The organism is Paraburkholderia tropica (assembly GCF_014171495.1).
GTDB classification, from domain to species: Bacteria; Pseudomonadota; Gammaproteobacteria; order Burkholderiales; family Burkholderiaceae; genus Paraburkholderia; species Paraburkholderia tropica.
The window spans coordinates 324,777-339,077 of the sequence record NZ_CP049138.1; the positions used below are offsets into that span (position 1 = coordinate 324,777).

Consider the following 14,301-nt stretch of genomic DNA (forward strand, 5'->3'; position numbering starts at 1 on the left):
ATCCCGGCCACCACACCAACGCACATACGTCGGTACATCGGGCCGCTAACGCGTACTCGGTCTTGCGTTTGTGCATCGACCGGAACAGGTTGTTGACTGCACTCTAGACTCGACTCTGCGGCGAATCAAGCGTCGAAATTGCCGGGTTTTATGGGGCGTCGTCCCGTGAGTTCCTGGGCGATCCGGCAAGATCCGAAAAAAAGTTTATGTCGTGCCTTTCTCGAGCTGGCGTGCGAGCGCGCGCCGGGCCGACGCCAGTTCCAGCTCATACCGGCTGCGCGGATGACGGGGAATCCGGAGGCGACGGCACACCACCTCGCGACCAGCGTGCCACAGGTACACCATGCGAAGCAACTCCTTGTGATGAGGCTCGAGGCATCGCCATGCAGCCTCGATCTTCGCCGCGTCGACCGCATCATGCGGACCGCGTGCGGCGTTTGCCCAGTTATCCAGCCGGGATTCGAGCGAGGTACGGGATACGTCAATCATCGCCGTTCCCCTCGCTGGGCGTGGTGGACGACACCCGGTATCCGGCCGGGTCCGCCAGAAATAACTCGATCTCCGATACACGCCACCCAACCATTCTCCCGCCGAGTGAAATCGCCCGGGGAAACGTGCCGTCCCGCATCCGCTGATAGATCGTCGAACGAGACAACCCGACAAGCTGCTCGACCTGCCTGCGACGCAAAATCGCGCCTGCCACCTGTATCGAATCCGACATGATTTCCGTCCTCCTGGCTTTGCCCGGATCTGACCGGCACAGATCCGATTCAAGCAGCAGGAGACGGAGCGGAAAATCCCGTCATGCCGGCGGAATCATCCGTCGGGGTTTGGCTTCAACGGTGACGGCCATCTGCATCGCCGAGGGAGTCGGGGCGCAGTGCAGCCGCAAACGACTGCGCGTTGCGGGAGGCCTCCCCATCGGCCTGCCCTTTGAGCCCGAGCTTCGCATCAATGGCGCGTGCAACGGTTGACGACTTGGGTGGACGCTCCGGGTCCCACTGTGCCCAGTGCTCCCACATAACCTCAAAGAGAAGAGAAAGCGTGCGCGTCAGGTGCGGCAGCCGGACGATGACGCTGCTGCCCGCATGGTCCGATGGAACCTGGAGCGACCGATCCCGCTCCGTCGTGTACTCCAGCAGTCCCGAATACTGTTCGAGGCGCTGCTCGAGACTGTCCTCAAGCGCATGATGAAGTGCAGCGGTACGCGCGAGGGCGCGCTCGAGCTGCAGAATTCGCTGGTCACGTCCGCGCAGACGGCATGCGAGACGCGATGCGTGAGCCTCGGCGTCTTCGAAACGGGTTCGCCAGTACTCGACCGATTCAGTGAGAACCTCGCTGTCTGCGGTGTGAAGATCACCACTCCTGGAATGGCACATCTGCCCTCCTTCCCCTCCGTGCATTATCAGCAGGACGGTAACGAATCCCCGATTCACAATTGCTCTTATATATGATCTTACAAAAGCAATCTAGAAAGGGAACTGCTCGGACGCAAGACAGATAAAGTGGCCGGCACGTTAACTATCCGGCCATCAGCAAAACTCACCGCATCGGCGTTAATCCCGAGCTATCCCCGGGGCTCAAACGGTAGTCCCGCGTATCTCCGTCAACACCGAAAGTGCCTCGTCCGCGCGATCAACGGGAACGAGAATGTGATCGTGGTAGTAACCGGCGATTGCGTTGCAGGGAATTGCTGCCTTGGCGAGATGTGCCGATACGACGGCCAGAAAACCAACCGCCTCCAGGCTCGAATGCACTTTGAGCGTAATGAGCCGCGCCTTGAATGTGTACGCCAATGCGTAATTGTCGGCATCCCGCAAATCCAGCACAGCGGTCAACCCTTCGACTTCCCTGAAAGTGAAAAGCGCCGACAAGCCTTCGGGCAGCGCGAAATCGGGAAAGGAGCAGTAGACGTAAACCGGCTCAGCCATCTCCGGCTCGATCGTCGCACATAGCGTCGCAAGGTTTTTCTCGCTCAATGATTCCTCCATGAGTTGAGGTGCCTCAACTGAACCTTACACCACCGCTTACCGCTTCCTGCCGCCAGAAAAATTAAATACCCCGGAAAATTATTAACCGCCCCGATGACGAGCTGAATCCTGTCTATCCTCAGGTCACCACATACATAAAATTAAATACTTCCATCAATCCGAACCGCGGGGAGTTCACGCTTCCGACGGAGGCCGACATGAGTCACGGCGTTACATCGTCGATCCTGATGGACCGAATCTCAATCAGGCAGTCCCTTCTTGCCTGCAATCCTGCCTGGCAATCGCCGAAAGCGGATACGTGGCGCGCCGTTTCCGATATCGCCGTGGACTGGATGATAATCGCCCTCTCTGTCCTCGTCGTATATCGACTCGGATGGGCGATCGCTCCAATCGCATTGGTCACTATAGGGAATCGACAGCGCGCACTGGGCAATCTTCTGCATGAAGCCAGTCACGGCAACCTGAGCCAGAATCGTCGCATCAACGATTCCCTTGCGCATCTCCTGCTTGCCCCTCCTCTATTGAACAGTCTGACTGTCTACCGCGAGCTGCACGCACGCCACCACGCATGGCTGGGTGACGTACAGCGCGACCCCGACCTGCTGCCTCCACTGGCACACGAAGGAGACTCTTGGCTTCGCGTCTACACCCGATATCTTGTCAAATTCCCGATCCTTCGTGGATCGATCATGGGTCATTTGACGAACGGCCATTGTCGCCGTCGCCAGCAGCTATATATTGCGGCGTGGTGGACGGTGACGACGTCGCCGCTGTTCGTCGTCAATGCCCATCTCGGGACGATATTCCTCGCGCTGTGGCTCGGCGCGCGTATCACCGTTTTCCATGCCATCACGACCTTCCGGGAGATGACCGACCATTACGGTCTCAAACCCGGAGGTATCTTCAGTTCTACGCGCGAAATTCCAGATAACGGGGTGTCGTCGACTTTGATCCACCCACATCACAACGGCTACCATCTCACGCACCATCTTTTCCCGGCCGTGCCGTATCACCAGTTGCCTGCATTACATGCTCAGCTGATGAGCCTGCCGGTCTTCAATGAGCACGCCATCGTATGTCCGTCGTACCTCGTCGGGCAACACTCCAGCGTCTTCGGTTGGGGAGTGAGTCATGGCTGATCGAACATTGAATGTCTGGGAAGTCGCAAGCCTGCTGGTGTCGACCAGTTGCGGAATCGGGTTCTTCCTGGGAACAGGCGAACTCGCACTGCGACAAGGCATGGCCGCCTGCCTGTACGCTGTCGCGACAGCAATCGGTCTTTTAGCACTAGCGCTTTCAGCGGCTCGCCTCCAGAGGACCGGGCAGTCCATCTGGACATATTTCGGCTCACTATATGGTCCCGCCATCAGCCAGCAGGTCGCGGCATTTTCGTTGATCTGGATGACTGGCGTGCTAAGCACCCAGATTCGCGGAGCATCATCAATACTGGCGCTGTCGGGCATGCCGCAAGCCGCCTCGATTATCTCGGTCGATTGCCTCGTGCTCGCATTTTCGTTTCTCAGGATCTCATGGCTCTCCGGCATCTTCGCGCTCTGTATGTGCGGATGCACCGCCGTGCTGGTCCTTGCGTTGGCGGAAACGCACAACTTGATCCTATGGCTTCGCGCGCCGGTGATCTTCGAGAAGTCGATACACATGCAACCGGTTGAGCACACGGCGTTGGTACTACTATCCGTTGCCGTGCTAGTCCTGTGCGGCGCTGACTATCAGCAGTTTCCTGCGATGGCGCGAACTTCGGCGCACGCTCGATCCGGCTGTCTGATTGCTGCGACAATCGTGCTGGGAATCGGATTTCTACCCGCCACTGCGGTCATCGCCGGAGCAAATCTGTGGCATCTCAGCCATCTGGCCGATCAAGCGCAAGTAGTCCCCACACTGCTCATTCGAGTGATCGGCAGTTCCAGTCATGTCATGTCGCGGGCGGTCACATGCGTCTTGATAATAACGGCCCTTGGTTCGGCCTGCTCGATTCTTCGCGCCATGAGCGACGCGACGGCCGCCGTATCTCGCGGCGTCTCCATTCCACCTGGCTTCCACCGGATGCTGCCCATCTTCGCAGCGACACTCATCGCGATCTATGGACAAAGCATTATCAACGTGATGGTGACATTGAACGTCGTCTATCTGGCGGCGGTGGTCCCGTTGCTCATATTGACGTTGCTGGGCTATCCGGTTCTGAACCGGGCTGCGAGGCGATCCATGTTTGTCGGCGCAGGCGTGTCCGCCCTGTGTGCGCTGATTGAATGGACACGTGTTATCCACCTACCGGAAGCGACACCGCTCATACTGGGATGGCCCTGCGCGCTATTTGCGGCCTTGCGATCGCGCGCCGCAATCATCCAGACCAAACCTGACCGCGTCGGTGCGCGAGAAGTCCATCAACGCTCATAGGGATGGGTGGTCCATGGATTCCCGGCCATCGGTGCATAACATCGCATGATGGCCTACGGCCGCTTGTGGAAGACCAAGTTGCGCGCTCGTGTTGACCGCCCGGGGACGACCAATGAAAACGGTCTGCGATGTTCTCGGCGTGGCGCTCTTCTTTGGCAGTGAGAAAAAAACAATCACCAGACGGGCAGGACTGTCGCCGCACCAAGCATACCGGCGACTCGGTGTTGGCCACCCGATTCAGGACCGAGCCGCAAAGCAATCGTTGCAGGTTTGCGCTTGGGTATCGGCACTACGTGTCCAGACCGAGTGGACCGACACCATCCACATGCCGGAAGCAACGCCGCTAATACCGGCATGGCCTTGCGTTCGCTGCATCCCTGCGATTTCGCGCCCCAATCAGCCAGAGAAGATTTCAGTGCCTAACTCCGGCAGAACCGCATCAACGCTCACTGGGATGATCAGTGTCAACAGACTCATCATCATCGCTGAACGACATAGCATGATCACCCGCCTGAATGAGCGCCCGGCGCGCATGACGCACCACAAGTTCGCTAATCGCCTGGGCATTCGACGGGGCAGTTTCCCAATGATGCCAATAGAGGTTGACTTCCACCTTATGCTGAGGCGCGAGGCGCACCAGCTTGCCCGCTTCGATCAGAGAGCTGGCTTGCAGACAGGGAACGAGTCCGTACCCTATCCCCTTCTCGATCGCAGCCAGCAATGCCGACGGTGACGGAAAGTAATGCGTCGCGTAGTTCCGTACCTCAAGGTCCAGAAGTCGCTCGAGAAACAGCGTGTGCAATCCATCCTTCCGGTTGTAGAGCACCGCAGGCGCGGCAAGGACGCCATGCAACCCCAGGCCTTGCGGGAAGAACTTTGCGGCGAACTCCACGTTCGCGACACACTCATACTCCATCATGCCAATGGGTTCAGCGAGAAAACCAGTCGGGGGATTGCTGGAGGTCGAAACACAGCCCATCGCCTCTCCCTTGGTCAGCAGTGGTAGGGTGTAATCCTGATCGTCAACGATCAGTTCGAGAGCTACGTTTCTTTCCGCGATTTCCCAGGCGACAGCCTCGAACCACGTTGCGAGGGAATCCGCATTCACAGCGATAGCCACGCGTGGGTGCATGCCGTCCGTTGGTTTAATCTGCTGCTGCGTTTCCGCCTCGAGCATCTTGAGCACACGGATATGCCTCAGCAGGACCTCGCCTGCTGGCGTGGGGACATTTCCATCTCGCACAACCAGTGGAGTACCGAACTCCTCCTCAAGTGCCTTGAGCCGAAGAGACACCGCACCACGAGTGATACTCAACAACTTGGCGGCACGTCCGAAATGCCGCGTCTCCACAATGGCGGAAAATGCCTCCAACTGTTGTCGATCAAAATTCATGACCAGATTCTGCGCGCTCGTTATGCGCGCTCCATCACGGAAAGCGCGACGGTCTTCTGCGGCTCCAGCACGGCGAGGCGTTTGGCCAACTCGGTGCGGACCGACTCGTAGGCGGACCTGCCGAGCGCCACCCGGAACGGCGGAGACGGACTGTCGATCGCTGCAAGCATCGCATCGACCGTTTTGCTCGCATCGGCCAATTCGAAATAACCCGCGTCGATCGTGCGCCGCAGTTCGCGCACTGGCGTGCCGTCGTACGCGTCGAGCGGCGCCGCTCGATCCAGTCCCGCACCGAAGTTGGTGCGCGTGGGCCCGGGCTCCACGATCACGAAGTCGATGCCGAACGCTGCCACCTCTTGCGTGACGGCTTCGACGAAACCCTCGATGCCCCACTTCGTCGCGTGATACACACTGAAGCCTGGATAGGAAATCTGCCCCCCTTCCGACGACACTTGTACTATGCGTCCGCCGCCCTGCAACCGCAGACGCGCGACGGCGGCGCGAATCAGCTGGATCGAGCCGGTCAGGTTGGTGGCGATTTGCCGTTCGATCTGCGCGTCGCTCAATTCCTCCGCCGCGCCGAACAAGCCGTAACCCGCATTGCTGACGACGACGTCGATCCGTTCGCGAGCCGCGAAGGCATCTGCGACCGCAGCCCGGATCGCATCGGCATCGGCCACGTCGCACGCGACGATTTTCAAGCGATCGCCGTGTTGCGTCTTCAGATCGTCAAGCGCGCCGGGTTTGCGCAGCGTCGCCACCACAGCGTCGCCGCGCGCCAGCAAGCGCTCGGTCAGTCCGCGCCCGAGCCCGCTCGAAGCACCTGTGATCAGCCAGTTTTTCGTCATTGCTCTCTCCGTTAAACGAGTCCGCGATCCATGCTAAGGCGATGTGATTGGTGTGTGAACCACTGTCAATTAGCATGAGCCGTTGAAGGAACGACAGCGGCCCACGTTCTCGCTCTTCGTTGATGCCAGCAATCGACGTTCGCCTGGCTCCAGGTCATGCGACGATGTCTGTCCGGTCGTTGCCACCGTGCGGCAACCTGTTAGGGATCTCATCGAGCTTGTCCCCGAGAATACGCCGCACCACCACGTAGAACACAGGGATCAGCAGCAAACCGAGGACGGTCGCGAACAACATTCCGCCTATTACCCCTGTACCGATTTCGTGCCGGGATGACGCTCCCGCTCCGGTAGAAATCACGAGTGGGAAAACCCCGAGGATGAAGGCCATCGATGTCATCAGGATCGGTCGCAGCCGCAACTTTCCGGCCGTCAACACAGCGTCGTATAAAGTCATGCCCCTGGCCTGTCCGTCGACGGCGAATTCGACAATGAGAATCGCATTCTTTGCTGCAAGACCAATCACGGTCACCAGACCAATCTTGAAGTAAATGTCATTTGGAATGCCACGTAGCAGACAGAAGGTCAGCATGCCGAGCATACCGAGCGGAACCACGAGCAGAACGGCCACCGGTATCGACCAGCTCTCATAGAGTGCCGCGAGGCACAGGAATACCACGACGATCGACAGAATCATCAGCAACGTCGCCGAATTGCCAGAGAGAACTTCCTGGTAGGACTGACCGGTCCAGTCCGCGGCGAAGCCCGGTGGCAGCCGAGTATCGACAATATGCTGCAGTGTCTGCATGGCCTGCCCGGTCGAATAGCCAGGCGCGGGATTGCCCACAATCTCAATGGCCGAATAGCCGTTATAACGCGGCAATGCGACGGGACCAACATCCCAATGTGTTTTCACCACGCTCGACAACGGAACCATGTTGTACGGACTCAGCGAACTATTGGTCGCCGTCGGGTTGACCTGGGTCAGGTACCCGCTGGTGTTGGTGGTTTCACCAGAAGTACTGGTGGCACCGGTTGACGCGCTGCTGATCCCGCTGGGCGTGTAGATATGCTGGAACGCGTCGATCCCCATCCGGTACGGTGCATCGGCCTGCAGATACACGCGCTTGACACGACCCGCATAGGTGAACTGGTTCACATAGTACGGAGCCAGCTCCATCTGGATGGCGTTATAGACATCGGTCAGCGAGAGCCCCATTGCTTGCGCCTGCACGCGATCGACGGACATCTCAAGTTGCTGCGCATCGGGAAGCGAATTGGGCCGAACACCATACAGCGTCGCGTTTTTTGCGGCATTACCAAGCAGAACGCGTCCGGCCTGCGCCAGTTCCGCGCGCGACTGACCCGCACGAGCCTGCAGGTACATGTCGATTCCGCCGAATTGGCTCAACCCGCGGATGGTGGGAAGATCGACGACGAAGACGCGCGCGTCCTGGAGTCCATGCAATATACGGTTCGCCTGCGGAATGAGCTGCATCGCGCTCTCGGAGCGCTTGTCCCAGTCGGTCAACTGGATAAACGCCATCCCCACGTTTTCGCTACTGCCCACGAAGCTGTAGCCTTCCACCTGGTAAACACCAGCGATGTCCCTGCCAATCGGGCTATGTTTGAGCCTGTCCGACATCGCGTCCATGACGTCTTCGGTACGCTGGAGCGTGGCGCCAGTTGGCAGATTGACGAGTGCGAGCATGAAACCCTGATCCTCATCCGGCACGAAGCTGGTCGGCAGATGCACATATAGAAACCCAGCCAGCACGGAGAGCAATACAAACACCACCATCCAGCGCGGCGCGTGACGTACCGCACCGCCGATCTGGCGCGCGTAACGCTCGTTGATCCGCGCAAGCCCCTTGTCGAACCAGCGGAAAATGAAGTTCTTTTTCTCTTCGTGCGTGGGCTTGAGAATCGCCGCGCAGAGCGCCGGCGTGAACGACATGGCAAGGAACGCCGACACCAACATCGAAACCGCAATAGTCAACGCAAACTGAGCGTAGATGATGCCGGTGGCTCCCGGCTGTAACGCCGACGGAATGAACACGGCGGCCAACACCACGGTGATTGCGAGAATGGCACCGGTAATCTGCCCCATCGCCTTGCGGGTAGCCTCTTTGGGTTCGAGATGTTCCTCGCTCATGATGCGCTCGACGTTCTCGATCACGACGATCGCATCGTCCACCACAATGCCGATTGCCAGCACCATCCCGAACAGGGTCAGTTGATTGAGTGTGAAGTGCAGCGCCGAGAGGCCGATAAAGGTACCCAGCAGCGCCACAGGGATCACGAGGGTCGGAATAATGGTGGCGCGCAGGTTCTGCAGGAAGATCAGCATCACCACAAAGACGAGCGCAATCGCCTCCAGCAGCGTGCGCACCACATCGGCGATCGAAGCCGAAATAAACGGCGTCGTGTCATAAGGCACATTCCAGGTGACGCCAGCCGGAAGATCCTTGGCGAGTGTAGCCATTTCGGCCTTCACCGCTTTGGCCACCGCAAGCGCATTGGCGCCCGGCAGCAGATAGATGCCCATGCCGCCGGCCGCTTTGCCCTGATAGACAGAGGCCGAGCCGTAGCTTTGCGCACCGAAAGTGATGCGTGCAACATCGCTTAACCTGACCACGGTGCCGTTGCTGTTGGTCAACAGGATGATGTCGCGAAACTGCTTCAGTGAAGAGAAGAGCGTGTCACCTGATACCGAAGCAGTAAACACTTGCCCCTTCACGGCCGGATCGGAACCGAGCGAGCCCGTTGCGAACTGCGCGTTCTGGGCGCTTACAGCGTGGAGCACCTGGGTGGTCGACAGGCCATACCCTTGTAGCTTGTCCGGATTCAGCCAGATGCGCACGGCGTATTCAGAGCCCAGCGAGAGCGTGTTACCAACGCCATTGACCCGTGCGATCACCGGCTGGATCTGCGACGCGATGATATCGTTCAGGCGCGCGGCGTCGATGGCCGGATTGCTCGACTGCAGGGAAAGGAACATCAAGATGTCCGGACTCGCCTTGGCGACGACCACACCCTGCTGTGTCACCTGGGCCGGCAGCAGCGGTTGGGCCAGATTGACCTTGTTCTGAACCTGCACTTCCGCAATGTCCGGATTTGTGCCGGTCTCGAAACTCAAGGTGATTGTGACGGTGCCGTTGGAGTTCGAGGTAGAACTGAAATATAGCAGGTTGTCGATGCCGGTGAGCTGCTGCTCGATCACCTGGGTCACAGTCGATTCCATGGTCGCGGCATTCGCGCCAGGATACGTGGCCGTTACGGTGACCTGAGGTGGCGCGACGTCCGGATAAGAGTCGATGCCAAGATGCATCATCGAAATGACACCGATGATGCAGATCAGAATCGGGATCACCCACGCAAAGACGGGGCGATCGATAAAAAATCGAGGCATGGGGCAGCTTCCTTAGTGTTCGTTGACGGCAGTCCGGCTGCCTGCAGCCAATGCTGATCCGTCTTGCGGCGCGGCCGCCGACGGCGCATGCCATGGATGAGACTTGACAGGATCGCCCTCATGCAGGCCTTGCAGACCGGAGACAATCACCTGATCGCCGGCCGTAAGGCCTGTGGTAACGATCCAGTTGGTGCCCAAGCTGTCGTTGGCGGCCACATCCTCGCGCGCCACCTTGCCGCTCGCATCGGCAACGAATACATAAGCGCCTACGGTGTCACGCTGAAGCGACTCCTGTGGCACCAGGAACACGTTGCGCTGTTGGCCCAAGGTCACGTTCAACGTCACATACATGCCCGGGAGTAGCGTGCGCTGAGGGTTCGGTACCAGTGCACGCAGATTGACCGCACCCGTAGTGGCATTCACGGAGACGTCGGAGAAGTCGAGGGTGGCCAGTTTGGCGTACGCGCTGCCGTCTGGCAGCGTGATCTGCACGGTCGTCCTGTCTGGCTCGGCGAGCGCGACGTCGCCGCGGGCACCTGCTTCTCGCAGCATCAGCAGATCCGCGGCGCTCATGGTGAAGTTCACGTAGAGCTGGTCGATGTCGTTCACGGTGGTAAGCAAGGTGCCGCCGGAGCCAGCATCGGAGGTACCGCTACCCACGAGGGCGCCGACGGTCACTAGCTGCTGACCGGCAATGCCGCGGATCGGCGAGGTCACCTTGGTATAGCCGAGGTTGACCTTCGCGCTTTCCACCATCGCCTCATCGGCCTTGACTTTAGCCGCGTCACTGCGCACTGTCGCATCGGCGTTGTCAACTGTCTGTTGCGACACGGAGCCGACCGGCAGCAGCTGGTGATAACGCGCCGCGTTGACCTTGTCGTTCATCCAGGTAGCCCGATCTTCGCCGAGGATGCCGAGGTCGTTGTTGAGCTGCGCCTGATAGTACGCAGGATCGATCTCGAAGAGCACCTGTCCGGCCTGGACGTCGCTACCTTCCTTATAGACCCGTTTGGTCAGGACACCGGACACGCGCGCCGTGACGTTGGCGCTGAGATACGGCGCAAGACGTCCGACCAGATGGCGCGTCAGGGCAACACTCTGCGGCTGGACGGTGATCACGCCGACCTGCGGCCGCGGAGCTGCCGAGCTGTGACTGGATTTTGCGCAGCCGGAAAGCGCTGACAGTATGAAAAGGACAACGCACAGCAACGGTAGTGACTTCATGAAGACTCCAGTTTTTCCCAATTCCCGACGCAACCGGCTATCGCTGGACTCGATGCTTCGCCCCCCAAAGCGGCTAAGTTCAAGGCGATCTTTCATTGCGACCTTTCCCCCGATTTTTGATCCGAGGATTGCTGCGCAGCGTTCGCACTGATGCTGACTGCCGCACCCCTGGCGTCATCCCACTGCCATCCGCCGCCAAGGTTCTTGACTAGCGTGACGCTGCTCTCAGTCAATGCCGCCTGCGTATCTCTCAGGCTCTGCCCGGCCCGCAGCAACGTGATCTGTTGGGTCAACAGGGCTTGTTCGCTTGTCGTGCCGGCCCGCATCTGGGCCTGCTGGCTAGAGAAGAGCCGCTGATTGCGCTCGTAGATGTTCGCGTACGCCTGCTCCTGCTTACACAGGTGGTTGTAAGACGATAAGCTATCCTCAACGCTCTGGAACGCCGAGAGCACGGTTCCGCGATATGTGGCGATCTGTTCGTCGTAGGTGGCCTCGGCTTCGTGGACGGCCGCCGAGCGCGCGCCGCCGTCGAAGATCGTGGCGGCGAGATCCGGTCCAAGTGTCCAGAAGCGGTTCGGCACCGAAAACAGGTTCGCCAGCGCGTTATGCTCGAAGCCGCCTTGCGCCGACAGCGTCAGGGTCGGGAAGAACGCGGCCTTTGCTACACCGATCCTGGCGTTGGCCGCGGCGGCCGTGCGCTCCGCACTCACGACGTCATAGCGCCGTTCCAGAAGTTGCGACGGGAATCCCGGTGGCACGACGGGTGTCGTGAAGACATAGCCGGGCTGCGGCGGCAGGGCGAAGCTGGCCGGTGGCGTACCGGTCAGCACTGCGATGGCATGCTCGTCCTGCTCGCGTGAAGTCTCCGTGGCTTGCAGCTCAGCGATCACGAGTTCGAGCGTGTCCTGCGCCTCGAGGACTTCGTCGTTTGACACTGTTCCCTGTACGAAGCCAGCGCGGTCCATCTCCAGAATCCGCGCGTCGATGCCCTGCTGCTGCTTCAGTGAAGCGATGTCGACATCGGCCTGACGCAGCGAGAAATAGTCCACCGCGACGCTGGCGGCGATCGAGAGGCGTTCGCCGGCGAGCTGGGCGTCGCTTGCCTGAGCGCTGGCTTTGGCCGACTCGATCTCGCGCCGAACACTGCCCCACAGGTCGACCTCCCAGCTAGCGGAAGCGCTGACACTCGCGAGATTGCTCATGTACGGCTGCCCCGTGACGCTCTCGACCGCGGCCGTGCGCGCGCGCGATCCGGAGGCGTCCAACCCGACTGTCGGGAAGAGGCTCGCGACATTTGCATCGATCGTGGCCCGGGCCAGCCGGTATGCGGCTTCCGCAGAGGCGATCGACTGGTTGGCCCTGAGCGCCTGATTCACGAGGCTCGACAGCGTGTCGTCGTGGTAGTCGAGCCACCAGGTGCTCGAAATGGCGCCCTGCGGGTTCACCTGAGCCCGCTGCCAGTCCGTGCCTTCCTTAAAGGTAGCAGGGATGTCCTGGGGTGGCTTGTGATAGTCGGGGCCGACGGCGCAGGCTGCCACGAATAGTGTGGCAGCGAACAAGCAGCCAAGCCGCAGGGTCCGTGTTGTCCACGGTACCTCCCGGCGGCTCGCCTCGGAATCGATAAACGGCATCCTCATGTCACGCTTCCTTCTCTCTTTGCAATGCAGCTTCAAGGTATCGCGCTCAGTCGATACAGTCGTAACCCATCAGTTCGAGATGCAGCTGAACGAACCACCTATGCTCGCAGTCGAGCTCGATCGATGTCCCGTCTTCGCCCGTGCCATGCAGCCTGACATGACCAACCGCATAAGCAGCCCGGAATGCCCGTAGCGCGAACAACCGTAGCGCGAGTGCGACCGCCAGCGCGAGCAGCACTAACGCGGCCCGAACGTTCGTCGGAGGCTCGCCTGCATCGAGCAGATCGAACATTACGTAGAGAGCACATCCCGGAACGGCCGCGATCAGCAGGAAAACAGCGAGCAGCACGAAATGCGCGCGCAGGCTCGTCGCAAGACTCCGCTTCATCGGGAACGCTGCAGAGACTGACGGATGGCACGGGGGATGACTCTCCGGCGCATTGTCGTCAACGCAGTCGCCAGCGCCATGCCGTGTGGCAGGGAAGGAGTTGCCTTCAAGTGGGTCCTAAGATCGGGCGAAAAGTGGCACCAGTTTAGGAGCACTCGACTTACCGCTCACTTACCAGGATGCCAGTCCGTCTGACTGAGATCAGGCCGGTAAGTATCGGGTAAGACTGTCGAACTGATAATTGAATGGCCGTCGTGGAGTTGTCCAGTTACCCGAACCGAACTGATTGGTCTATTGAAGCCGTGCTAACGGAACTGCACGTCCCATGCCCCCTCGTATACTTGTCGTCGACGCTGACGCCGGACTGCGCGATCCGGCAAACCGCTATCTCGCCAACCAGGGCTTCGAGATCTCCATATTGCGCGACGCGGGTTCTTTACAGCATCAACTCAGGCGCAATCGTCCCGACCTCATTGTGCTAGATGTGATGATGCCCGGCGCAGGCACCCTGACGGCACTGCGTAACCTGCTCGCAGCGGGCGATGAGATTCCTGTCGTTATGCTGACCGCCCGCGTGGACGTAGAGGACAGCATCGTGGGAGTCGAACCCGGTGCCGACGATTACCTCGGCAAATCCAGCAATCCCCGCGAGCTGCTGGCGCGCAAGCTAAGTCACGAAGACAGGTTACTCAGACTGTCTGAGCGCGAGTTCGCGTTGGTCAAAATCTTCGCTGCCGCGTCAATGCACGTATTCACATCCGAAGCGCGCCACCGGCAACCGTCAGCAATCCGGAATGTTCCAGATCCCGGGCATTCATTCGCGGAAAGACAGCGACGAGACATCTGAGACAATTTTTAAACAGACAGGAACGCGACGCATTTTTACACTGGCTTTGTCGTGGCCAAACTACTTTGGCGCGGCTTCAACCTAGAGGACGATACCCATGAAAATCCGGCTTTTTGCCTTGTCTGCCGCAGCAACCGTACTGGTTTGTGCCG

13 protein-coding genes are annotated in these 14,301 nt (G+C 59.6%); 3 read left to right on the forward strand and 10 right to left on the reverse strand.

The genetic code is table 11. From position 1 onward, the window contains the following. Nucleotides 1–204: 204 nt before the first annotated feature. From G5S35_RS38605 to G5S35_RS38620, 4 genes are all read right to left on the reverse strand, one after another. Nucleotides 205–489, reverse strand: a complete 285-nt coding sequence (locus tag G5S35_RS38605) for a hypothetical protein (protein ID WP_110329417.1) — start codon at nt 487–489, stop codon at nt 205–207. Continuing rightward, nucleotides 482–721, reverse strand: a complete 240-nt coding sequence (locus tag G5S35_RS38610) for a helix-turn-helix transcriptional regulator (RefSeq protein ID WP_110329418.1) — start codon at nt 719–721, stop codon at nt 482–484. The genes G5S35_RS38605 and G5S35_RS38610 overlap by 8 nt, the downstream gene beginning before the upstream one ends. Before the next feature lie 115 nt (nt 722–836). Further along, nucleotides 837–1,379, reverse strand: a complete 543-nt coding sequence (locus G5S35_RS38615) for a hypothetical protein (protein WP_224042243.1) — start codon at nt 1,377–1,379, stop codon at nt 837–839. Between the two features lie 201 nt (nt 1,380–1,580). Beyond that, nucleotides 1,581–1,979: an ACT domain-containing protein gene (locus G5S35_RS38620; RefSeq protein ID WP_309147651.1), complete on the reverse strand. Its 399-nt coding sequence runs from the start codon at nt 1,977–1,979 to the stop codon at nt 1,581–1,583. Nucleotides 1,980–2,188: 209 nt separating this feature from the next. Here G5S35_RS38620 and G5S35_RS38625 point away from each other — a divergent pair, with 209 nt between their 5' ends. Both G5S35_RS38625 and G5S35_RS38630 read left to right on the forward strand, forming a co-directional pair. After that, the gene (locus tag G5S35_RS38625) at nt 2,189–3,130 is read left to right on the forward strand and encodes a fatty acid desaturase (RefSeq protein ID WP_183040738.1); all 942 of its coding nucleotides are present in this window, start codon (nt 2,189–2,191) and stop codon (nt 3,128–3,130) included. Then, nucleotides 3,123–4,403: an SLC5/6 family protein gene (locus G5S35_RS38630; protein WP_183040739.1), complete on the forward strand. Its 1,281-nt coding sequence runs from the start codon at nt 3,123–3,125 to the stop codon at nt 4,401–4,403. Before G5S35_RS38625 ends, G5S35_RS38630 begins: the two co-directional genes overlap by 8 nt. A gap of 439 nt (nt 4,404–4,842) precedes the next feature. Here the strand turns inward: G5S35_RS38630 and G5S35_RS38635 are convergent, their stop codons facing one another. From G5S35_RS38635 to G5S35_RS38660, 6 genes are all read right to left on the reverse strand, one after another. Next, the gene (locus tag G5S35_RS38635) at nt 4,843–5,796 is read right to left on the reverse strand and encodes an HTH-type transcriptional regulator ArgP (protein WP_116611346.1); all 954 of its coding nucleotides are present in this window, start codon (nt 5,794–5,796) and stop codon (nt 4,843–4,845) included. Between the two features lie 20 nt (nt 5,797–5,816). Continuing rightward, nucleotides 5,817–6,644 carry an SDR family oxidoreductase gene (locus G5S35_RS38640; RefSeq protein WP_183040740.1) on the reverse strand — a complete coding sequence of 276 codons (828 nt, stop codon included), beginning with the start codon at nt 6,642–6,644 and terminating at the stop codon, nt 5,817–5,819. 154 nt (nt 6,645–6,798) lie between these two features. After that, nucleotides 6,799–10,053: an efflux RND transporter permease subunit gene (locus G5S35_RS38645; protein ID WP_183040741.1), complete on the reverse strand. Its 3,255-nt coding sequence runs from the start codon at nt 10,051–10,053 to the stop codon at nt 6,799–6,801. Between the two features lie 12 nt (nt 10,054–10,065). Beyond that, nucleotides 10,066–11,277 carry an efflux RND transporter periplasmic adaptor subunit gene (locus G5S35_RS38650; protein ID WP_183040742.1) on the reverse strand — a complete coding sequence of 404 codons (1,212 nt, stop codon included), beginning with the start codon at nt 11,275–11,277 and terminating at the stop codon, nt 10,066–10,068. A gap of 92 nt (nt 11,278–11,369) precedes the next feature. Next, nucleotides 11,370–12,914 carry an efflux transporter outer membrane subunit gene (locus G5S35_RS38655; protein ID WP_183040743.1) on the reverse strand — a complete coding sequence of 515 codons (1,545 nt, stop codon included), beginning with the start codon at nt 12,912–12,914 and terminating at the stop codon, nt 11,370–11,372. A gap of 46 nt (nt 12,915–12,960) precedes the next feature. After that, on the reverse strand, nt 12,961–13,302 hold the full coding sequence (locus tag G5S35_RS38660; RefSeq protein WP_116611350.1) for a hypothetical protein: 342 nt from the start codon (nt 13,300–13,302) through the stop codon (nt 12,961–12,963). A 325-nt stretch (nt 13,303–13,627) separates the two neighbouring features. Between G5S35_RS38660 and G5S35_RS38665 the strand changes: the two genes are divergently transcribed. Beyond that, the gene (locus G5S35_RS38665; protein ID WP_183040744.1) at nt 13,628–14,149 is read left to right on the forward strand and encodes a response regulator; all 522 of its coding nucleotides are present in this window, start codon (nt 13,628–13,630) and stop codon (nt 14,147–14,149) included. The last annotated feature ends 152 nt before the right edge of the window (nt 14,150–14,301 follow it).